Annotated in this window: 22 protein-coding genes; 14 read left to right on the top strand and 8 right to left on the bottom strand. The window is 39.3% G+C overall.

Going from position 1 to position 19,482, the window contains the following annotated elements; translation table 11 throughout:
* Positions 1-51: 51 nt before the first annotated feature.
* The 4 genes from atpC to H6G69_RS01275 all read left to right on the top strand — a co-directional run bounded on the left by atpC (position 52) and on the right by H6G69_RS01275 (position 1,482).
* On the top strand, positions 52-465 hold the full coding sequence (gene atpC, locus H6G69_RS01285) for an ATP synthase F1 subunit epsilon (RefSeq protein WP_190680759.1): 414 nt from the start codon (positions 52-54) through the stop codon (positions 463-465).
* 42 nt (positions 466-507) lie between these two features.
* Positions 508-639, top strand: coding sequence for a hypothetical protein (locus H6G69_RS34305; protein ID WP_277883330.1), 132 nt, complete (start codon positions 508-510; stop codon positions 637-639).
* Positions 640-807: 168 nt separating this feature from the next.
* On the top strand, positions 808-1,137 hold the full coding sequence (locus H6G69_RS01280) for a DUF433 domain-containing protein (RefSeq protein WP_190681178.1): 330 nt from the start codon (positions 808-810) through the stop codon (positions 1,135-1,137).
* Between the two features lie 3 nt (positions 1,138-1,140).
* Positions 1,141-1,482 (top strand): DUF5615 family PIN-like protein, encoded by a 342-nt coding sequence (locus H6G69_RS01275; protein ID WP_190680757.1) that lies wholly within the window; start codon positions 1,141-1,143, stop codon positions 1,480-1,482.
* Positions 1,483-1,636: 154 nt separating this feature from the next.
* Here the strand turns inward: H6G69_RS01275 and H6G69_RS01270 are convergent, their stop codons facing one another.
* On the bottom strand, positions 1,637-1,888 hold the full coding sequence (locus H6G69_RS01270) for a type II toxin-antitoxin system HicA family toxin (RefSeq protein WP_190680755.1): 252 nt from the start codon (positions 1,886-1,888) through the stop codon (positions 1,637-1,639).
* Complete coding sequence (locus tag H6G69_RS01265; RefSeq protein WP_190680753.1) at positions 1,881-2,390, bottom strand: DUF4365 domain-containing protein; 510 nt, start codon at positions 2,388-2,390, stop codon at positions 1,881-1,883. The genes H6G69_RS01270 and H6G69_RS01265 overlap by 8 nt, the downstream gene beginning before the upstream one ends.
* 227 nt (positions 2,391-2,617) lie before the next feature.
* Between H6G69_RS01265 and H6G69_RS01260 the strand changes: the two genes are divergently transcribed.
* Both H6G69_RS01260 and H6G69_RS01255 read left to right on the top strand, forming a co-directional pair.
* Entirely contained in the window at positions 2,618-2,830 is a 213-nt protein-coding gene (locus H6G69_RS01260) for a DUF2281 domain-containing protein (protein ID WP_242049142.1), read from the top strand.
* Positions 2,820-3,209, top strand: coding sequence for a type II toxin-antitoxin system VapC family toxin (locus H6G69_RS01255; protein ID WP_190680752.1), 390 nt, complete (start codon positions 2,820-2,822; stop codon positions 3,207-3,209). The genes H6G69_RS01260 and H6G69_RS01255 overlap by 11 nt, the downstream gene beginning before the upstream one ends.
* A gap of 76 nt (positions 3,210-3,285) precedes the next feature.
* Here H6G69_RS01255 and H6G69_RS01250 read toward each other — a convergent pair whose 3' ends face one another.
* From H6G69_RS01250 to H6G69_RS01235, 4 genes are all read right to left on the bottom strand, one after another.
* Positions 3,286-3,429: a hypothetical protein gene (locus H6G69_RS01250; protein ID WP_190680750.1), complete on the bottom strand. Its 144-nt coding sequence runs from the start codon at positions 3,427-3,429 to the stop codon at positions 3,286-3,288.
* A 91-nt stretch (positions 3,430-3,520) separates the two neighbouring features.
* Positions 3,521-3,787 (bottom strand): type II toxin-antitoxin system RelE/ParE family toxin, encoded by a 267-nt coding sequence (locus H6G69_RS01245; RefSeq protein WP_190680748.1) that lies wholly within the window; start codon positions 3,785-3,787, stop codon positions 3,521-3,523.
* The gene (locus tag H6G69_RS01240) at positions 3,784-3,993 is read right to left on the bottom strand and encodes a hypothetical protein (RefSeq protein WP_190680746.1); all 210 of its coding nucleotides are present in this window, start codon (positions 3,991-3,993) and stop codon (positions 3,784-3,786) included. Before H6G69_RS01240 ends, H6G69_RS01245 begins: the two co-directional genes overlap by 4 nt.
* Before the next feature lie 58 nt (positions 3,994-4,051).
* The gene (locus H6G69_RS01235) at positions 4,052-6,166 is read right to left on the bottom strand and encodes an AAA-like domain-containing protein (protein WP_190680744.1); all 2,115 of its coding nucleotides are present in this window, start codon (positions 6,164-6,166) and stop codon (positions 4,052-4,054) included.
* Between the two features lie 375 nt (positions 6,167-6,541).
* On the opposite strand from H6G69_RS01235, the gene H6G69_RS01230 reads away from it, so the two are divergent.
* The 4 genes from H6G69_RS01230 (at position 6,542) to H6G69_RS01215 (ending at position 11,175) form a co-directional block, all read left to right on the top strand.
* The gene (locus H6G69_RS01230) at positions 6,542-7,873 is read left to right on the top strand and encodes an AAA-like domain-containing protein (RefSeq protein ID WP_190680742.1); all 1,332 of its coding nucleotides are present in this window, start codon (positions 6,542-6,544) and stop codon (positions 7,871-7,873) included.
* Between the two features lie 151 nt (positions 7,874-8,024).
* Entirely contained in the window at positions 8,025-8,495 is a 471-nt protein-coding gene (locus H6G69_RS01225) for a hypothetical protein (protein ID WP_242071942.1), read from the top strand.
* 187 nt (positions 8,496-8,682) lie between these two features.
* On the top strand, positions 8,683-10,770 hold the full coding sequence (locus tag H6G69_RS01220) for a flotillin family protein (RefSeq protein ID WP_190680738.1): 2,088 nt from the start codon (positions 8,683-8,685) through the stop codon (positions 10,768-10,770).
* 216 nt (positions 10,771-10,986) lie between these two features.
* Positions 10,987-11,175 (top strand): hypothetical protein, encoded by a 189-nt coding sequence (locus H6G69_RS01215; protein ID WP_190680736.1) that lies wholly within the window; start codon positions 10,987-10,989, stop codon positions 11,173-11,175.
* 66 nt (positions 11,176-11,241) lie between these two features.
* On the opposite strand, the gene H6G69_RS01210 is transcribed toward H6G69_RS01215, so the two are convergent.
* Positions 11,242-11,652: a hypothetical protein gene (locus H6G69_RS01210; protein ID WP_190680734.1), complete on the bottom strand. Its 411-nt coding sequence runs from the start codon at positions 11,650-11,652 to the stop codon at positions 11,242-11,244.
* A 138-nt stretch (positions 11,653-11,790) separates the two neighbouring features.
* On the opposite strand from H6G69_RS01210, the gene H6G69_RS01205 reads away from it, so the two are divergent.
* Entirely contained in the window at positions 11,791-12,369 is a 579-nt protein-coding gene (locus H6G69_RS01205) for a Uma2 family endonuclease (protein ID WP_190680732.1), read from the top strand.
* 6 nt (positions 12,370-12,375) lie between these two features.
* Here the strand turns inward: H6G69_RS01205 and H6G69_RS01200 are convergent, their stop codons facing one another.
* Positions 12,376-13,602 carry an acetate kinase gene (locus H6G69_RS01200; protein WP_190680731.1) on the bottom strand — a complete coding sequence of 409 codons (1,227 nt, stop codon included), beginning with the start codon at positions 13,600-13,602 and terminating at the stop codon, positions 12,376-12,378.
* A 130-nt stretch (positions 13,603-13,732) separates the two neighbouring features.
* Between H6G69_RS01200 and H6G69_RS01195 the strand changes: the two genes are divergently transcribed.
* The 3 genes from H6G69_RS01195 to H6G69_RS01185 all read left to right on the top strand — a co-directional run bounded on the left by H6G69_RS01195 (position 13,733) and on the right by H6G69_RS01185 (position 19,283).
* Complete coding sequence (locus tag H6G69_RS01195; RefSeq protein ID WP_206757630.1) at positions 13,733-14,053, top strand: hypothetical protein; 321 nt, start codon at positions 13,733-13,735, stop codon at positions 14,051-14,053.
* Positions 14,054-14,615: 562 nt separating this feature from the next.
* Positions 14,616-14,873, top strand: a complete 258-nt coding sequence (locus H6G69_RS01190) for a hypothetical protein (protein ID WP_190680727.1) — start codon at positions 14,616-14,618, stop codon at positions 14,871-14,873.
* Between the two features lie 1,317 nt (positions 14,874-16,190).
* Complete coding sequence (locus H6G69_RS01185; RefSeq protein ID WP_199335650.1) at positions 16,191-19,283, top strand: amino acid adenylation domain-containing protein; 3,093 nt, start codon at positions 16,191-16,193, stop codon at positions 19,281-19,283.
* The last annotated feature ends 199 nt before the right edge of the window (positions 19,284-19,482 follow it).

The raw sequence follows: 19,482 nt of genomic DNA, 5'->3' as shown, positions 1-19,482 counted from the left end.
ATACTTCATACTCCGTACTTCATACTTCATACTTTACACTTCATACTTTCTATGACATTAACCGTTCGTGTAATTTCCCCAGACAAAACAATCTGGGATGCTGAAGCTGAAGAAGTAATTTTACCCAGTACAACTGGTCAGCTAGGTATTCTCAGTGGACACGCACCACTGTTAACCGCCTTGGATACAGGGGTAATGCGTGTTCGTGCCGGCAAAAATACTAACTGGCAAGCGATCGCACTTTTGGGTGGTTTCGCAGAAGTAGAATCTGATGAAGTGACAATCTTAGTCAATGGCGCAGAACGTGGCGACGCTATTGACGTAGAAAGCGCCCGCACAGCATACAACGAAGCCCAAACCCGCCTAGCTCAAGTTCCAGCAGGCGATCGACAAGCTCAAATCCAAGCTAACCAAGCATACAAACGCGCCCGCGCTCGTTTTCAAGCTGCTGGCGGTTTGGTGTAAACATTGCTCATAATCTGCAATTTTGTAGAGTAGGCTATCTGCTTGCTCTACAAATTTTTTTGGGGATATGAGCGATCGCTTCCTGAAGTCTATAGCGGTTCTCGGTTGGATGAAGTACATTCAACCCCACCCCCAACCCCTCCCCGCGTGCGGGGAGGGGAGCGTTTGCGTTAGCAAATGCGGGGTGGGGTTCCGACTGTATTACAAGCAAGTAAGAACCGCTATAGTAATCGCACTTCTCAAAACTAGCAAAAGGCGATCGCGCTGGTGGGTTGTGTGATTCCTTTATTGCTCATACCCAAATTGCTAGAATGCAGATACTTTTTATCATCCGCGATCGCTATGACTCGTCAAGAAATCGAAGAGCAACTTCTGGGCTTATCGCTTGCTGACAAAGCAGATATTATCCAAAGTCTGACCAAAAACCTTAGCACCAGTGGAAGGGGAATTACTAAAACTCCTGGTGTGTGTGGTGGTGAAGCTTGTATTGCGGGAACTCGAATTGCTATTTGGCTTTTAGTGGAAGCACAGCAACTTGGTATTAATGAAGCTCAATTATTGCAGGACTATCCTCACATTACCGCAGCAGATTTAGTCAATGCTTGGGCTTATGCTGATGCTTATCCCGAAGAAATTACTGCCGCAATTCGTGCTAATAATGAGGCAGCCTAATCGATGGCACGTTTGTATACAGATGAACAATTTCCTCGGATAGTCAGCGAATTGCTGCGGACAATGGGACATGATGTTTTAACTGTACAGGAAGCTGGTAACGATAATTTAGGTATTCCTGATGAGGAAGTATTAGCTTTTGCAATTAGAGATAATCGCGCAGTCATAACCCTCAATCGTCAAGATTTTGTCCGCTTGCATCGTGCTAATTCTGAGCATTTTGGTATTATTGTTTGTACGAATGATACTGACAGAAATCGAATGGCAATTCGTATTAATGAAGCTTTGGTATCTGAGGAATCTTTGGCAGGTAAGTTGATTCGGGTTGTACGTCCGGTAATTTAGACTATAACTATAAGTCGCCATCTCCAAAAACCAAAAAGCGTAGCCGTAAGGCTTGTCGTCAGACATCGCATTCTTCAAAACCAAAGTGGGATAACTTCGTTAAGCTACGCGATCGCATTCCTCAAAACTACCAAAAAGCGATCGCATGTGGCATTTAGCTTGCTACTTTGTTCAAAAAACTGTTGAAGCGATCGCTATCCATCAAGCCGTTTTCCGATAGTATGCGGCGCACTGTAACTAAATGCAATGTTCTGACATCCGCTTGTTGCTCGTAACCAGGCAGGACTATTAGTGTACCAGATGATGGATGCTGGTAAATCTTTTGAGAGCCAAAGGTCTGCATAGTTACAAACCCCGTCTCTAAAAGCAATTTTTCTAATTCTGTGAATTTAATTTCTCTAACCATGATGACGAATCACTCCTTGTAACTGGCTGAGAACATTATTTTTAAATTTAGCAAATATTTTAATCGCCTGTATATTTAATATGTTTTCTTTAGATAAACGCACAGTTAAACTATCACCAACATTCGCTAAATCGAATCCCTCAATGCTTTCAAAATATGCTTGTATATATAACCAATAAGCTTGGCTATTTTTTGCATCATATACAATTAAAATACATGGCATTGGTTCAACCAACCATAATTCTAAATCCGAGCGGGTGATAGTAAAAGTAATGGTTTTTTGGTCTGCAAGTATAGAGAGGGAATCTGTAGCTTTTAACTGTACATATATCTGACCATTTTCAATCTCACCTCCAGCATTATAAGTAAAAATCACTAGATCGTAGCCATAATCATACTCAATACGCTCTACAGAATACCCGCATAGCAAGACATATCTTTCGACATAATTGACACTTAAATCTGCTATTATATGTTCTCTTGGTCGCTTTTTTCTGGGCATTGAACGGGCTTTTTAGTTTAAAATTATCAAAATTATATTATGGCGTTTCTTACTCTAGTGAAATACAGAGAAGAATAATTAACCGCAGATAAACGCAGATGGACGCAGATAAATTTGTACTTCAGTAGACTAGGAAAGGTAACGCACTCCCATCAACCCTAATAAAAGCGATCGCGGTGGGACTTTAGATATACTCAAACTAGAATCAACTAGCTGATAATATTTGAATGATGACAAATCGTGAAGAATTAATTCAAGAACTAGAACAAGCCCCTGATGATATAGTTCAATCGGTACTAGATTTTTTGAATCGGGTAAAAGCCACACGCAAAACTCATCCCCTAGCAAAATTTGCAGGTATTTTAAGTGATGTCGAAGCCGAAGAATTAAAACGGGTGATAATCGCAGAATGTCGGCAGGTGGATGTAAATGAGTGGTGAGATTGCCCTTGATACTTCTGTGGCTGTGCGTTTTTTGAATGGGGATGAAGTGGTTGTTTCGCGGGTACTAGCTTTACCAGAAATAGTTTTACCTACTGTTGTGGTTGGTGAGTTACTTTTTGGTGCGGAAAATTCAACTCGTCCATTACAAAATTTACCGCGTTATCTGGAATTTATTGAGGCTTGTGTAGTTGTACCATTAAGTCGAGAAACAGCCACAGTTTATGCTCAAACTCGATTGATATTGAAACGGAAGGGACGACCCATTCCCATGAATGATGTTTGGATTGCGGCACAGTGTTTGGAACAGGGTTGGGTTTTAGTGACAGATGATACAGATTTCGATTATGTTGATGGTTTGATGTTAGAGCGTTGGTAATTTGTAGTATGCAAAGGCTAAAACGCGATCGCACCTCCCCATAATTTCCACAAATGCGTAGCCGTAAGGCTTGTCGTCAGACATCGCACTTCCCCAACATCACACAGGCGATATCATTCTTCAAAACTACCAAAATGCGATCGCACCTCCCCACAAATCCTAATACACGCGATCGCACCTCTCCAACATCACAAAAGCGATCGCACTTCCCCAAAATCACACAGGTGATAACCTCGTTCAGCCACGCTAACGCACACAAAAAACCCCTATAAACACATAGCCATAAGACTTGTCGTCAGACATTACTATAGTTAAGGAAAATATCTGTAAATATCCTTTCTTTGTAATGCTCTAACAAAAACAATTATGCCATCAGAGATTGTTAACCCAATTCTGTAATCTCCTATTCTAATCCGATAATAATCGCCGTCAGCTTTCAGTTTTTTAACATTATTCACATCTAAAAGACTTTCGGCATTTTCGACTTCTTCAATTACTGTTTGTATTTTTTGTAGCAAGGTTTCATCTCGGATTTTGCTTAAATCTTTTTCAAAGCTCTTTCTAAACTCAACATTCATCCTTTATTTCCCAAAATCTTGAAAATTGCCTCTCGGCTCACTAGCTCGGTATTTTCGCCTTCTTTAATGGCTTTTTCTAGTGCTATATCTTCAATGATTTCTGCTAATAAATCGGAAAATACTTCTTTTTGTTCTTGTATAACTTCGGTTAGTGCAATTTTAAATATTTGCTTAATTTTATCTTCGTCAAGATTTAGTTCTGTCATCTTAATTTCGTTAAGCTGTGGATTGATATTAGCATAGCGAATAATTTATGCTATTTCGCTATTTATTCGGGCAAATCTTCCGACGCAACTCATCGCGGGTAGCGAGGTAATCTTGGAGATAGTTGCAACCCTGCGCTAGTAAATCATCTAAATCTAAACTCCAGAATTTGATGGTGCTATCCGTAATTTTGACAGTAGCGGTTCTGCCATCAAGACTAAAGGCGACACTGCTGACTCCATCTCCATGCCCAGTGATGGTGGTAATTTCTTTGCCTGTGATGACATTCCACAATGTGATGGTCTTGTCCCAACTTGCAGAAGCTAAGGTTTTGCCATCAGGACTAAAGGCGACGCTGCTGACCCCACTTTGATACCCGGTGAGGGTGGTAATTTCTTTGCCTGTGGTGACATTCCACAATGTGATGGTCTTGTCCCAACTTGCGGAAGCTAAGGTTTTGCCATCAGGACTAAAGGCGACGCTGCTGACCCCACTTTGATGCCCGGTGAGGGTGGTAATTGCTTTGCCTGTGGTGACATTCCACAATTTGATTTTATTGTCTAAACTTGCGGAAGCTAAGGTTTTGCGATCAGGACTCAAGGCGACGCTGTTGACCGACTGTTTTTGTTGATTTAATTGTCTATTAAGGTTGTTCAAATTATCTTTTGCTATTTTAAGATTTTGGTTTGCTGTCACCCGTTCATCATTAAACTTCATTAATGTTCCAACAGCCCCAATTATGGAAATAACCAGCACAATCAAGCCAATGCGGATTCTTTGATTTGTCTTTTTCTCCACCTCTGTTAATCGCTGCCTTGCTTTTTCTTCTTCTTGAAAAGCTTGATTTAATCTAGTTTCCGCCTTCACAACCTTCTGATTTAACTCAGCTTCTAAACTCGTAGACAAAAACCGATAATCAACATCGCTTAACTTTCTTATATTCGCCCAAACGCGAGCTTTTTCTAAATCTTCTCCCCACAATAAACAACTATTATCTTGATAATTACTCTCTACCCAAACCCGTAATTTATCAGCATAAAAACGCAATTTACCTAACTCATTCTCCACCCAATTAATATCAAAAACACTCCCATAAATCTGGTTATAAACCCTTAATTTACCCTGCTGCTGTACCACCAAACCCGTCAAACGCAAGCGCATCTGCTCAAAGCCACTATCAGCAGTCATTTCTTTTTGTTGTAAAATCTGCTGATATAACCCCAGCAAAGCCACAGAAACTTCTTCGTTAATTAGTAACCTATCTCGAATCGTTTTTAAATGCTCTTGTTTATCGTTTGCTTCCCAATTATCAATAATTTGATTGTTAATAACTTCTTTTACTAATTCAATAATCTGATTTTCATCAACAGACTTAAAATCTCGCCTCTCGATACTTAAAGCTTTCCCCAACAATTCACAAACTCTCTGAGTTAAAAATGGCTGTCCCCCTGTCCAAGCTAAAACCTCTTGCATCACCGCTTGGGGATTTGCTACTTTCCCTGCTAATCCCTTTGCTAAAGGTTCTATTTCGTGAATTTTAAATCCATCTAACTCAATTGCTTCGCCAATATTAAACGGGGTTCTGGTTTTATCTTGGATTAAATCACCAGGGGTTGCTACTCCTAATAAAGCAAAAGTCAACCGCTTATAAGCTGGATTTTCAGCGCGTTTGTTATAACAACTTCTAATCAGAGCAAAAAAATCTTCGCTCGCAAACTTTAAACTCAGGGTACTATCAATTTCATCAACAAAGATAATAATCTGCCCTGAGATAGATGACAGAAGTACATCTTCAATAAATTCATCTAGCCTCTGCACAGGGGAAATATCATGGCGATCGCGCCACCAAGTCCGACGAAATTCGATTGGTTTGGCAATTTGCAAATCTTTAACAATTTTGGAAACAATACCCGTATACCATTGTTCTTGAGTGACGTTATCTTTGCTACCTTGTCCAGAAACATCAATACTAGAACAAGCCACCCCTTCGTTGACAAGTCTTTGCATCACCCGAACTTTCAAGCTCGATTTACCCATTTGGCGCGAGTTAAAGACGTAACAATATTTACCAGCTTTCAAAGCATGATAAAAATCCGAGTCAGCTTTCCTCACCACATAACTAGGAGCATCCGGGGGGAGACTGGCTCCAACTTGGTATTCGTAATTGTCAACCATTACTTTTTCAATTTCTCTGATTTTGGTTAAGAAACACCAAAAAATAAATTATTACCAAATTTACGGTTAGTAGGGTGCGTCAGTATGAATAATTTCTTGGTACAGCTAGGTTTTCTTGCACTGACGCACCCTACATTTTGGATATTTTTTTATCTGGAAATCCCTTATCTAATTATTTTTTCTGCAAAATAATAAACATCAAACAACCTCAAAAGCTTGTGTTATATAAGTTTAGCCGAAGTGGGATTGTAAAAACTTTGAATTTAATTTGAATTTGATTTGAGTTTGATTTGAGTTTTGTAAGTACGATTTTTAGGGGTTTATCTATAGCGAGAAATCCTCTAATCTGTTGGTATAGTTATTATCTATTTTTTTATGAATATCAATCCAGAACCCGTTGGGGGGTTAGGTTTTAGGGTGCGTCAGGACTGTATCAACAAAGTTAAAGATGCCAACAAGACCGCTATGATGAAAATGGGCAAGAAGAATCAAGAAACTTTTGCCCATGCAATTGAAATTGCTCCATCGACATTAAGTAGTTTTCTCAATGGTAAAAATGTTGCTCTGGGAACTTTCCTGCAAATTTGTCAAAATTTAGATTTAAACTGGGAAGACATCGCCGATAGACCAAATAACCCAATTACTCCTCAAGTTCCCCAATCTTCCACAACATCAATATTAATCCTCTCCCCTGATATGTCCATCAAATATCCAGAAGGGCCAGTTGCATTAGATTCAAGTTTTTATCTTGAGCGTCCCCCCAAAGAACAGGATTGTTACCGAGAAATTAGCAAACATGGCGCATTAATTCGCATCAAAGCACCGGAACAAAGAGGGAAGACTTCATTACTAATTCGGATTTTGCACCAAGCACAAACAAATGGCGATCGCACTGTTTATATCAGTTTAAAAGAAGCAGACAATCAATGTTTTACAAACTTAGATAAATTCCTGCGTTGGTTCTGTGCAAGTGTTAGTCGTAAATTAAAATTAGAAAATCGCTTAGATGAATATTGGGAAGATGATATTAGTTGTAATATGCGCTGCGAAACCTATTTTGAAGAATATATATTACCAGAAATAGGTCAACCATTAACCCTCGGTTTAGATGAAGTCGATAGATTATTTGCATATCCCGATATTTACGGCGATTTTTTTGGCTTACTGCGATATCTCCACGAAGAAGCTAGGCGAGAGAATATTTGGCAAAAATTTCGGTTAGTCCTCGCCCATTCCACCGAAATTTATGTCCCTTTAGATATCAACCGTTCTCCCTTCAATGCAGGTTTCCCCGTCGATTTACCAGAATTTAATTCACAACAAATAACCGAATTAGCCCAAAAACATCAATTAAATTGGGGTGAAAAAGAAGTTAATAAAATTATGTCGATGATAGGTGGACACCCGTTTTTAGTCCGCCTTGCTTTATATCATATTGCCTGTCAAGATGTCAGTTTAGATAACTTTCTCCAAACAGCAGCCACCGATTCAGGGATTTACTCAAAACATTTACATCGTCTTATGTCCGCCCTCGAAAAACAACCAGAATTATTAGCATCAATGCGGGAAGTTGCTAAACTTAATCGACCAATACAGTTAAGTTCTGAAATCAAATTCAAATTACAAGCAATGGGATTAGTCAAAATCACAAATGATGGTGTGATACCCAGTTGTGAATTATATCGACAATATTTCCAAAATTTTTAATCCCCTGTTTGTTACGAATTCAGCATCAACGGAAGGTGAAAATATTCTATTTATATTCAAAAGAAAATCAAAAGAGATTTAAACCAGTTTCAGAGCGAAACACCTATAATTCCAGTGTTTGATGAAATTGTCGAGTTCAACAGACAATTTCATGTTACAAGCATTCAGCAACAAACAAATCAAAAATCTCACAGCAGCCGCAGTCTTCGCATTTAGCTCCCTTTTTCCAAGCGTAGTTCGTGCAGAAGACGATCGCCCATATATTTATCAAGTCAGAAAGCAGCTAGTCAAAGCAGCCATCGCATCAGATTTGGATGGTTACACTTTAACTCACGAACCTACCATCGATACCCTTCGTGAAGGTCGCTCCCACTATATCAATATAAATCTGCGTGCAGGTATGTCCTATGGAATTGTGGGAGTGTGTGACAGCGATTGTCAAGATTTAGACATTTCTCTTTACGATCACCGAGGAAACTTGATTGCTTCAGATTTACAAGATGATGACATTCCCGTGATTAGCCTCAATCCCTCTCGAAGCGGTAGATATCAAATCCAAGTTGATATGGCTAATTGTAATGCTAATACTTGTTACTACGGCATAGGTGTATTTGGTCAATAAACCTAAATGGAAGTCGATCAGGCATTCAAAAAGGGGAGTAATATTCAAAGCCTCTCTCCGCTTCGAGGAGAGGGGTTTCAAGAAGAAGTCGCACATCTGATAAAAAATTACACCAAGTTTAAGAAAATCAGACCTGAGCAAGTGAAGTGTTAACTTAGATGATTAGTTGCCCAGCAGGGCGCATTATATGAAAACTTTTCCATCTTGCTTTGGTAAGAGTCAACAAAATAAATTAGTTCGTTTGGGATTGTCCGCATTAACGGCTTTAGCTATCACAGGCGGTATACATTCAGTTAATGCTACTCCCCTAAAAACCCAAAATTCGGCAGAAATCGCTTCAGCCTCAGTCAGCCTCAGTCAAACACAAACCGTTACTAATCAGCCTTCCTATCAAGCAATGCAGATAGCACCATTGATTCCCATAGTGGTGCTTGGTGGCGTTGTAATATTTGTGCCATTGTTTTTTGGTGGGTTGGTAGTCATTGGCGAACGGGAAGTTGGCATTGTCGTGAAAAAATTTGACCTTTCGGGACGCGGATTGCCAGCAGGACGATTGATAGCCATCAACGGTGAGGCTGGTTTGCAAGCTGATACCCTTGCACCGGGTTGGCATTGGGGTTACTGGCCTTGGCAATATTCGGTTCGTAAAGAATCGGTGGTGGTAGTACCCCAAGGTGAAATCGCTCTGATTGTAGCCGCAGATGGCGCATCCAACCCACCGGAAAGGATTTTGGGCAAAATTGTCGATTGTGATAATTTCCAAGATGCACGCAAGTTTCTGACCAATGGTGGCGAGAAAGGTCGTCAAATGGGCTTTCTGACTGCTGGTACTTACCGTATTAACACCGCACTGTTTCGCGTCATTATGGCAGCCAACGCCAAAAACAATGATATGCAGTCCGAACAGTTACGGGTGTATAGTGTTGCATCAGATAAAGTCGGTATTGTCACAACTTTGGATGGTTTACCGATTCCGGCTGGTGAAATTGCAGGGCCGATGATTCCTGGACACGATAATTTCCAGAATGGTCAAAAATTCCTCAATGCTGGTGGACGGAGAGGTTTGCAAGAGCAAATATTACTGTCTGGTTCTTGGAACCTGAACCCTTGGTTTGTGCAGGTTGAGCAAGTTCCAATGTCTGAAATCCCGATTGGTTATGTGGGCGTGGTGATTTCTTTCGTTGGTCAATCTCAAGAAGATGTCAGTGGCGCAACTTTTACGCATGGTAACTTGGTGAATCCTGGACACAAAGGTGTGTGGATAGAACCGTTGTATCCAGGTAAGCATCCCATCAACTCTCGAATTATGAAAATTGAGTTGGTTCCCACGACTAACATTGTGTTGAATTGGTCAAGTCGTACGGAACGCCACAGCTATGATGCTCATTTAGCTTCCTTGACAGTGCGATCGCGCGATGGTTTTGCCTTTGATTTAGAAGTCGCCCAAATTATTCATGTCGGCGCTTTGGATGCACCAAAGGTAATTTCTCGTGTGGGTTCTATGCAAAATTTAGTTGACCATGTATTAGAACCGACCATTGGTAACTATTTCCGCAACTCTGCCCAAGATTACACTGTACTTGATTTTCTCACCGCCCGGAGCGATCGCCAAGCGGAAGCGGCTGAATATATTCGCGCCGCATTACGCGCCTATGATGTGCAAGCAATTGACACTTTAATCGGTGATATTCAACCGCCAGCATCCTTGATGCAAACCCAAACCGACCGCAAAATTGCCGAAGAACAACGCAAAACCTACGAAGTACAGCAGGTAGCCCAAACCCAACGCCAACAACTGGTGCGGGAAACAGCATTGGCTGATATCCAACAAGAAATGGTGAAATCAGAAAAAAGCGTCCAAATTGCGGAACTCAAAGCCCAAGCCCAGATTCAACACGCTACTGGGGACGCAGAAGGGATAAAATTACGCGCCATTGCCGAAGCCGAAGGAATCCGCGCCACAGGTAACGCCAAAGCCGAAACCTACCGCGCTGGTGTGGAAGCCTTGGGGCCACAAGGTTATACAGCTATGCAACTGATGCAGATTATAGGCGATCGCAACGTCCGGTTGATACCAGAAGTTTTAGTCAGTGGTAACGGTAATGGTAATGGCTTGGTCGATGGTTTACTCTCAATGATTTTATGGAATCAAACCGCCAAGCAAGGTGAAGTCACACCAACACCTTTACATCCACAGCCCATAGTTGTGAATAAACCACCAGTTTCACCAAATAATCACTCGCCGATAGTTGCGGAATTCCCAACAGATAAGTAATCTACATAATTGAATTAAATCAAACTATTGTAAGGTGGGCATACTTCGACAAGCTCAGTACAAGTCTTGCCCACCCTACTAATAGACTTATTGCACGAATATTGAAAAACTAGAATCTTTAGCCTCACGCAAAGACAAGGCAGCGCGTTGGGCGGCTTTGCCGACTTGAAGCGACTGCCGTGCAAAGGCGCAAAGAGTTAAGGAACTGGAGGGTGAATGAAAACTATCGAGCAGCTAAAAACACGCATTCGGAAGTTGGGAAAACTTGCCGCACAGTTCAGTCAGCAAGCTGTTGAGGTAAGTAAAACTAACCGCGAACAAAGCAAACATCTGATGAGACAAGCTAGAGAAGCTAGTAAACAATGTCAGGTATTGATACAAGAGTTAACAAGACACAACTCTTAGGAATCGCTTCAAAAACAACTAATTAAACTGTTTATGACTCCATAAAAAATTGAAAGGGAACAGTAATCATCTACTTTTAGTTAAATTTGTATGTACTTTTAATAATCCCTCTAATAAATCTTGTGGCAATTCTGATATTAAGGAAATTTTATCAGGACACTGTTTATGTAAAATATATTTTTTTTGAATGGTCTCTAAACACAAGACTAATCCTGTCAGTTCATAAAAACATTCTGGAGTCGCCCACCTATATATTTGAAAAATACTATTTAAGCGAAGAAAATCCAAAAAGCTAACTTGGTAATCCGAATCAAGGCTGACTAAATAAATTTGGTTAAACTTATCTATACCAATTTGCCAGTAACGAAGGTTTTCAATAAATTCCGCCTCATCCTTTAAATTAGCAACAAACTCCAAATCACGAGATTCATCGTTATCGTCAGCAAACAATTTTCCCTGGAATTTTCGTAAATTCATTGGTTTAACAAAATATGCAAGAATCTATATTTTAGAATATATAATATTTGCCGTAAACAAAGAGATCGCTCCAAGATTAGGTAAGTATGATTTTGTGCTGATAAATTTTCCCTAGAAAATTATAAAAAACAAATTGCTATGACTGCTTTAACCTTACAATTACCTCCTCATCTCAAATTTACAGATGAAGAATTTGAACAGATTGTGGCTGTTAATCGAGAGTTGCGTTTAGAATTAACTGCTGAAGGAGAATTAGTAATTATGTCACCCACTGGGGGAGAAACAGGAAGTCGTAATTTTGATTTGTTAGGTCAACTATGGTTTTGGAACAGCCAAAATAATTTAGGAAAAGCTTTTGATTCTTCCACTGGTTTTAGACTTCCTAATGGTGCAACTCGTTCTCCTGATGCGGCTTGGATAAGGATAGAAAGATGGAACTCACTCACACCGGAACAAAGAAAAAAATTCCTACCTTTGTGTCCTGATTTTGCGGTGGAATTAGTTTCAGAAACTGATGATGTGGCAGACACTCAAGCCAAAATGGAGGAATATTTAGCTTCAGGTTTATTACTTGGTTGGTTAATTAATCCTCAAGATAAACAAGTAATAATTTATCGCCCGAATCAAGCACCTGAAGTTTTACAATCGCCTACAAGTTTATCTGGTGAAGATATTCTCCCTGGTTTCGTTTTAAACTTGCAGCAGATTTTTGCATAAATAAATTTACTCCCGACTTTTTTTGAGAATTTGCCAACATTGTTGTGCGATCGCCCAATCTTCTTGAGTATGTATAACCAACACTCGCGCTGTAGAATCAGGTGTGGCGATATCTTGATCAACAGGTTGATTTTGATTTTTGGCTGGGTCAATTTTCAAGCCCAAAAATCCAAAGGCTTCGCAGACTGCTTGACGAATTCCAGCAGATTTTTCCCCGACACCTGCGGTAAATAACAATACATCCAATCCGCCTAAACTAGCCAGCATTCCCCCAATTCCAGACCGTAGGCGATGAACGTACACATCCCAAGCGAGTTGGGCGCGATAATTACCTTGGGAGATCGCTTCGATAACTTGCGGTAAATCGCTGGATATTCCCGAAATTCCCCGTAATCCAGAAGCTTTATTTAATACATAATCTAAGCTTTCTGCTGAGTGATTAGATTGGCGCAGTAGGTAAATTAAAATGCCTGGGTCAATGGAACCACAACGACTACCCATCATTAAACCATCTAAAGGTGTGAAACCCATTGTGGTATCAATACTGCGACCATCTTTAATTGCGGCCAAAGAACAACCATTACCCAAATGACAACTAATAATTCGCAACGATGCTAAATCTCGACCGAGAATTTGCGCCGCCCGTCCAGCACAATATTGATGACTGATACCGTGAAATCCATAACGACGAATACCTTGTTCTACCCATTCATAGGGGCCAGGATAAATTGCTGCCGCATCCGGGAGGGTGGAATGAAACCCAGTATCAAATACAGCAACTTGAGTAACTTCGCCTAAACTTTTTTCGATGGCTTCGATGCCTTCTAAAGCGGCTGGGTTGTGTGCAGGGGCAAGATTAGCCAGACGAGCGATCGCATCTTTAACTTCTTGCGTAATTACCACACTATGGCGGTAATCTTGTCCACCATGAACTATCCGATGTCCCACCACATCAATTTCTGACAATTGGCTCAAAACTTTGGTAGTACCCCGACTGAGGGTGTAGAGCATATAAGCGACGTGTGCTTGACGAGAGTCACCATAAATAGATTCGTGAAAAGTTGCACCGGAAGCTGTTTTGACCTCAATTTCTGCGACACCTCTATCTTGTGTCCAGTTGACTTTGCCTTCCCAAAGCGGTAATGGTGCTTCTTGGGGTAAAGCATCATCAGCTATTTCATACAAACAACTTTTTTGACTGCTAGAGCCAGCATTTAAAATAAGTACTTTCATTACTTTTGCGTCCCTCAGGTTTGTGAACTCTGAACTATATGGTTTTTCAACTTCAAGTATTAAATAAACTTATTACCAATAGTCTTGGAAAAGCAAAGACGTGCAAAGTTTCAAAAAGCTATCCTCAATTGTGTTCCTGCTATTAGCCTTCATTTATCCACCTGCTTTAGCCCAAGCCAAGGAGAATACCTTAAATCATGTTCTGAATGAACATAGCCTGAACACAGAGACTTTAGTTGGAGATTCCAATAGAGAGCTTTTACTAGCTCACAGAGATAATCGCAGACGTTATCATAGACGGCAACGAAATCAACACTATTATTATCAACGCCAGCGCACCAGACGACATTATCGCTATGGAAGTTATTCTGGACAACCATATCGTAATGGAGAATGGGAACTTGTGCGCGATCATCATGGACGATTAATGTATGAGTGGCAGCATTATTAATCAACTTGATACTTAAGTTTTACAGGTAATCTTTGCGCGTAAATCTTTATTTGGGTGGAATTGTTGGAGATAATATTCCAAATTATTAGCAGCGCTCGGCTATGATAAAAAGTTTGGATTTTCAAGAAAAAGCCTCATTCATTAACTGTCGCAGTATACCAAAGCCAGACTTTGAGTTGTTTTTTTACACTTAAAATTACCTTTACAATTTTTTAAGAATTCACTGTATTTTTTAACACTTGCTAATTTCTATATACTCAGATGCGTCAGAGCAGTTGATTGGATTTTTATTCCAAATATTATCAGCTATTTACTAGCTTAATTTTACTTAATTTTATTTGTATAAATAGTAACTTTTGCTCAACAATTCTTCTGATTTACCTCAGCAAAATCCTCGTAGTATTACTGAGGATATACTGTAATTTCAGGGTTAATATGTGTCCAATGTCATAGATAGCTCTAAGTATGACTGAGGTTAATTTAAAAATTAAAGAAGTTTTTAGATTTTGCTTCGGTGGTGCATCCAGAAAGTGTAGATATGGGCTGATTTTTGACGCTACACATGATTAAACTAGCTGTTGGTAACAATTCTACAGGCGATCGCCCTGTCATTGAATCTATCAAGCTACCCACAGCAGCAGCAACTAAGCAGACATCAGCTGATAAGCCTGCTGTTCAACAAGCTCAGGCAAACTTAACCCAAACTTTAGAACAGTTTATCAAGGCTGTTGATCAAACAGCTGGCGATCACTCCCAAAAACTTCAAGTCACAGTTTCCACCGTTATGAGTTTATTGGAAACTCTCAAGAAGTTGGGTTAATCAAGAAAGCTAAAGATTTAAGGCTAGGCACTAAAAGCTAGAGGCTAGATAAATTTCTTAGTCTCTAGCTTTTTCTTATCAAAACAGAATTCATACCAAGTTGCTTTGTTGAAATAGTCGTATTCCTACTCCCTACTCCCACCCTAGGTTACTATCTTTGAGTGCAACTTAGTATCAAAATAGCGATCGCCATTTCTTCAGAATTTAAGAGTAATGAGCGCGTAATCAATATATTTGATTGAGAAAACTGTGACTAAATTTTCTAACCTTCTGAATCCTGAATTCTGACTCCTGAATTCTTACGTAGAAAGTTACTCTATTACTCCTCTACACAATGCCATATCTAATAATATTAGGGTGTGCTGCTATCTAACACACCTTTTTTATATTTGTCTAGGTAGAGAAGAAGAAAACTCTAGCGATCGCCATATATTTGTTATTTATGATACTTGCTTAATATAGCTAGCTATTGAAGCTTTACAAATAATTAGCAAGCCCACAAGCATTTATATATGTATCATATTCATGTTGGATGATTGTAAACTGACATAGATAGCTTAATTGCTAGCTATTTAATCATCAGTAGCAAAAAATAAAAATTTAATTTTTTATATTTACTCTCAAATTCTCCTCGTACAAACACTGATTTTTCTTTAACTATACATATAGTATCAACATCTATTTTGATATCTTTTGTATCTCAATTTCAGCTATTTATACTCAGATAAAGATTGGATAAAAACACTAGAAACTAGGGATATTATTTGCCATAATAAGCATCTAACAACATAAATATAAACTTCTCATTTGTTTGAATATGCATTTAATCTGAACTCAAGCACACAAAATTAACTACCTGAAAACTTAAAAAAATCCTTTTATGGAAACTTACCCACATTTTCTCAGTAGATACCAAATATTTAGAGTTGAAGGTAGGAAATCAAACAGCTTAGACTGTCACATTAACGCTAAAGTTTCCTTCAAAGGCTAGAAAAATCATAAAATTTGCTGGCAAATGAATTTATCTCTATCATCATGTTTGGGCAATTTATCTTTTGGAATCTCATATTTTGATTAAAGAAAATCATGGCATAATCCTTAATCTTCCTAAAAAATAAATGATTATATTTTTTTAATCAAAAAACATAGATGATGTACGCAATATGAAATAAGTAATTAAAAAAATACCAACAATACATTAAGTTCTTAGCTTTTTTTAAAACTTAATATCTCAAAGATAAGCGATACCAAAAAATTATTGCTTGTCTACTTTCTGTACCCAATTTTTCTTTAGTCGTTATTGCTTTATTAATCATCATGCTGAATTTCCAAATCAATTCTGATAATTCACAATCGGCTCCAACAGTTGTCTCTTACCTAGATTTGATTTGCCAAAAATATCCCAATCATGTTGCGTTATTACTAGAAGAACAACAATTAACCTACAAAGAGCTAGGCGCAAGAGCCGAACAACTATATAACTATTTGACAGCCCAAGGTTTACTAGCACCCAACAGCTTAGTCGGGTTGTGTTTAGAACCATCGTTTGAAATGATTATTGCTATCTATGCAATTTTGAAAGCAGGAGCAGCTTTTGTTCCCCTTGACCCAGACTTGCCTCGTCAGCGTCTTAGCTACATGATTGCAGACGCGAAATTAACCACAATTTTGACACAGCAAAAATTTGCTTTTGATATTGAGCCAGCTATGCGTCAGAGTGGTTTGAATGGGCAAATGTGTTTTCTCGATACTCCCACAGTCTGGCAAGAGTTACCCACATCTTTAGCGTTACCTCCTGTTGTCAAGCCTGAGCAACTAGCTTATATAATTTACACTTCTGGCTCTACAGGTGTACCTAAAGGAGTGATGATTAAGCATCAGGGTTTGCTAAATCTTGCTCAAGCGAGTGGTAAGGTTTTTAATATTCAACCAGGCTTGCGTTTACTTCAGTTTGCCTCTATTAGCTTTGATGCAGCTGTGTGGGAATTAGTCACAGCATTATGTAGTGGAGCCACTTTAGTACTAGGCCCAAGAGAGCAAATGCTTCCTGGGCAAATCTTGGCCAATTTTTTAGCTAAACAACAAGTACAATGGGTGACTTTAGCCCCTTCCGTACTGGCAACACTCACACCATTTTGCGACCAACTATCTAACTTACAAATGGTAGTGGTAGCCGGTGAAGCTTGTCCCCTATCGCTTGCCAAAGCATGGGTGACACCTAATAGACGCTTTTTTAATGCCTATGGGCCAACTGAAATCACAGTTTGTTGCACTATTTACGAATTTCAACCACAAGATATTCATCTCCCCATTGGTCATGCACTACCAAACATAGAACTTTATGTGCTGGATGAAGAATTGAAACTTTGTCAGCGTGGTGAAAAAGGGGAGCTATACGTAGGTGGTATAGGAGTAGGTCAAGGCTACCTAGATAAACCGGAAATTACCAACAGTCGTTTTCTCAATAACCCTTTTGGATTAGGCAAAATATATAAGACAGGCGATATTGTTTACGAAGATCCGCATCAGCCTGGGCTATTACACTATGTAGGCCGATCTGATCATCAGATTAAAATTCGGGGCAAGCGTATAGAAATAGAAGCCATAGAAATGATCATTGGTCAGCATCCTGATGTGCAGGCCAACGCTGTCAAAGCAATCAGAACTACTCGCCCAGAAAGTAACGACGTACCGGAAAATTATGGCGTATCAATGCTGGCTGCATATATTGTGCCTAAACCCGGCAAGTTTTTGACAGAAAAGCACTTGCAATGTTTTGCTGCCGAACAACTACCAGATTATATGGTGCCTACACGGTTTATTTTTATGGACGAATTGCCTTTGTTACCTAATCGTAGCAAAGTAGACCGAAAGGCTTTACCACAAATACCCCAAACACCTTCTTTCTTGGCTGATACGCTAGATAATTCGCTGAAAATAGCAATAATTTTTGATGAAGCGATAGAGTTACCCGCAGGAACTTGTAAGCCTCATACAAATTTCTTCGAGATAGGGGGTAGTTCACTTTGCATAGCTCATGTATTGTATGCACTCAATCGTGATTTTGGTGTTACCGTTCCTTCTCGTTTCATTTATGAATATCCTACACCAGTAAGTTTAGCCAAATTGTTAGAGCAGTTAAAAAACAAAAGCGAAAGTGCTTTTCATGATAGAAATATTGACCTACAAGCAGCAGCAGCCCTGGCTTCAGATTTAGATGTATCAAGTTGGCAACAACAACCACCAGTTCAGTATGACTGTGCCTTAATTACAGGCACAACTGGCTTTCTCGGCGCACATTTACTCTATGAATTATTGGTCAAAGGCACTTACCGAAAAATTTATTGCTTAGTCAGAGCAAAAAGTAATGCTGAAGCGGTTGAAAGACTGCGTGCAACTTTGCTCCAATACCAACTACCAACAACAATGTTACAGCAGGTCAATGTCATTGCTGGTAACATTGAACAACCACAGTTACAACTATCAGCAGAATTATTTGACAAACTTAGTGAGGAAGTATCTCATATCTATCATGTAGCTGCTGACACTAATTACATCAAGCCTTATTCGCTAATTAAAAAATCTAATGTCGATGGGACTGCAAATATTCTGGCTTTAGCAGCTTATCGTCGTCACAAAATACTGCATTACATATCCACGATGTCTGTTTATGGAGCAGTAACTTCATTCTTAGGAATTAACAAACTCTTTGAAGATTTTGATATTGATAGCAGTCTACCAATTATGTCCGTAGAGTGTGCTTATGTCAGATCAAAATGGGCGGCTGAACGTATGGTCAGAACGGCAAAAGCCGAAGGATTAGCAGTTTCTATTTATCGTCCTGGTTTTATTTCTGGTCACAGACAAACAGGAGTTGCTAACGTTAATGACACTTTTTACCGCTTTGTCGGAGGTTGTATTGAAATGGGGATGTATCCAGACTGGCCAGAAAAATATTGGACTCCAGTACCAGTAGATTATGTGGCTGCTGCGATCGCTCATATTTCTTCAGACGCAAAATACACAGGTGGTAATTACAATATTGTTGTGCCTAGAGAACAGGAGTTAACTAATGTAGAAATCTTTGAGTGTTTTAATGAGTTTGGTTATTCCTTACAAAAAATTTCCCCAAAAAACTGGTTGAACGCTCTTTCTAATTTGACAACTACTAATCCCTTGTATCCCTTGATATCGTTCTTTCAAGAAAAAGTTTATCAAGACCGTAGCACTATCCTAGAGATACATCATCTTTCTCCTATACCCCAAGTACACAATACACTTGCGGCAATACAAGGTACTGGTATTGTCTGCCCAAAAATTGACAAAGAACTAATGAGACAGTATTTACCCAAATTTGACAAAAATTTCGCAACCAGACAACTGCAAAATGTAGGCAATCTCCACTATTAGCCAACACCAGATTCCCATTTTTATTACATAAGGGGAATCTGAATATTTAAATTTTTATCTGGTCAGGGTGTATAACCACTTAAAACAATTATAGGAATCAGGCTTGATTTCTGAATCTAGTTGTGTAGTTAAGGAGTAGGGTTAGGGGAATAGGAAAGAAGATTGATCTGGGTGTACTGATTTTTTTATAAATCAAATA

Origin of the sequence: Nostoc sp. FACHB-110 (genome assembly GCF_014697425.1) — a bacterium.
Lineage (GTDB): Bacteria > Cyanobacteriota > Cyanobacteriia > Cyanobacteriales > Nostocaceae > Nostoc_B.
The sequence above is the reverse complement of the archived record's forward strand: the minus strand, read 5'-3'. Positions and strand labels throughout refer to the sequence as shown.

Excerpts from the sequence above, each read along its gene's own strand:
- atpC (WP_190680759.1), top strand. The coding sequence starts at position 52 with ATGACATTAACCGTTCGTGTAATTTCCCCAGACAAAACAATCTGGGAT.
- H6G69_RS01280 (WP_190681178.1), top strand. The coding sequence starts at position 808 with ATGACTCGTCAAGAAATCGAAGAGCAACTTCTGGGCTTATCGCTTGCT.
- H6G69_RS01275 (WP_190680757.1), top strand. The coding sequence starts at position 1,141 with ATGGCACGTTTGTATACAGATGAACAATTTCCTCGGATAGTCAGCGAA.
- H6G69_RS01270 (WP_190680755.1), bottom strand. The coding sequence starts at position 1,888 with ATGGTTAGAGAAATTAAATTCACAGAATTAGAAAAATTGCTTTTAGAG.
- H6G69_RS01265 (WP_190680753.1), bottom strand. The coding sequence starts at position 2,390 with ATGCCCAGAAAAAAGCGACCAAGAGAACATATAATAGCAGATTTAAGT.
- H6G69_RS01260 (WP_242049142.1), top strand. The coding sequence starts at position 2,618 with ATGATGACAAATCGTGAAGAATTAATTCAAGAACTAGAACAAGCCCCT.
- H6G69_RS01255 (WP_190680752.1), top strand. The coding sequence starts at position 2,820 with ATGAGTGGTGAGATTGCCCTTGATACTTCTGTGGCTGTGCGTTTTTTG.
- H6G69_RS01245 (WP_190680748.1), bottom strand. The coding sequence starts at position 3,787 with ATGAATGTTGAGTTTAGAAAGAGCTTTGAAAAAGATTTAAGCAAAATC.
- H6G69_RS01240 (WP_190680746.1), bottom strand. The coding sequence starts at position 3,993 with ATGACAGAACTAAATCTTGACGAAGATAAAATTAAGCAAATATTTAAA.
- H6G69_RS01235 (WP_190680744.1), bottom strand. The coding sequence starts at position 6,166 with ATGGTTGACAATTACGAATACCAAGTTGGAGCCAGTCTCCCCCCGGAT.
- H6G69_RS01230 (WP_190680742.1), top strand. The coding sequence starts at position 6,542 with ATGAATATCAATCCAGAACCCGTTGGGGGGTTAGGTTTTAGGGTGCGT.
- H6G69_RS01225 (WP_242071942.1), top strand. The coding sequence starts at position 8,025 with ATGTTACAAGCATTCAGCAACAAACAAATCAAAAATCTCACAGCAGCC.
- H6G69_RS01220 (WP_190680738.1), top strand. The coding sequence starts at position 8,683 with ATGAAAACTTTTCCATCTTGCTTTGGTAAGAGTCAACAAAATAAATTA.
- H6G69_RS01215 (WP_190680736.1), top strand. The coding sequence starts at position 10,987 with ATGAAAACTATCGAGCAGCTAAAAACACGCATTCGGAAGTTGGGAAAA.
- H6G69_RS01210 (WP_190680734.1), bottom strand. The coding sequence starts at position 11,652 with ATGAATTTACGAAAATTCCAGGGAAAATTGTTTGCTGACGATAACGAT.
- H6G69_RS01205 (WP_190680732.1), top strand. The coding sequence starts at position 11,791 with ATGACTGCTTTAACCTTACAATTACCTCCTCATCTCAAATTTACAGAT.
- H6G69_RS01200 (WP_190680731.1), bottom strand. The coding sequence starts at position 13,602 with ATGAAAGTACTTATTTTAAATGCTGGCTCTAGCAGTCAAAAAAGTTGT.
- H6G69_RS01190 (WP_190680727.1), top strand. The coding sequence starts at position 14,616 with ATGATTAAACTAGCTGTTGGTAACAATTCTACAGGCGATCGCCCTGTC.
- H6G69_RS01185 (WP_199335650.1), top strand. The coding sequence starts at position 16,191 with ATGCTGAATTTCCAAATCAATTCTGATAATTCACAATCGGCTCCAACA.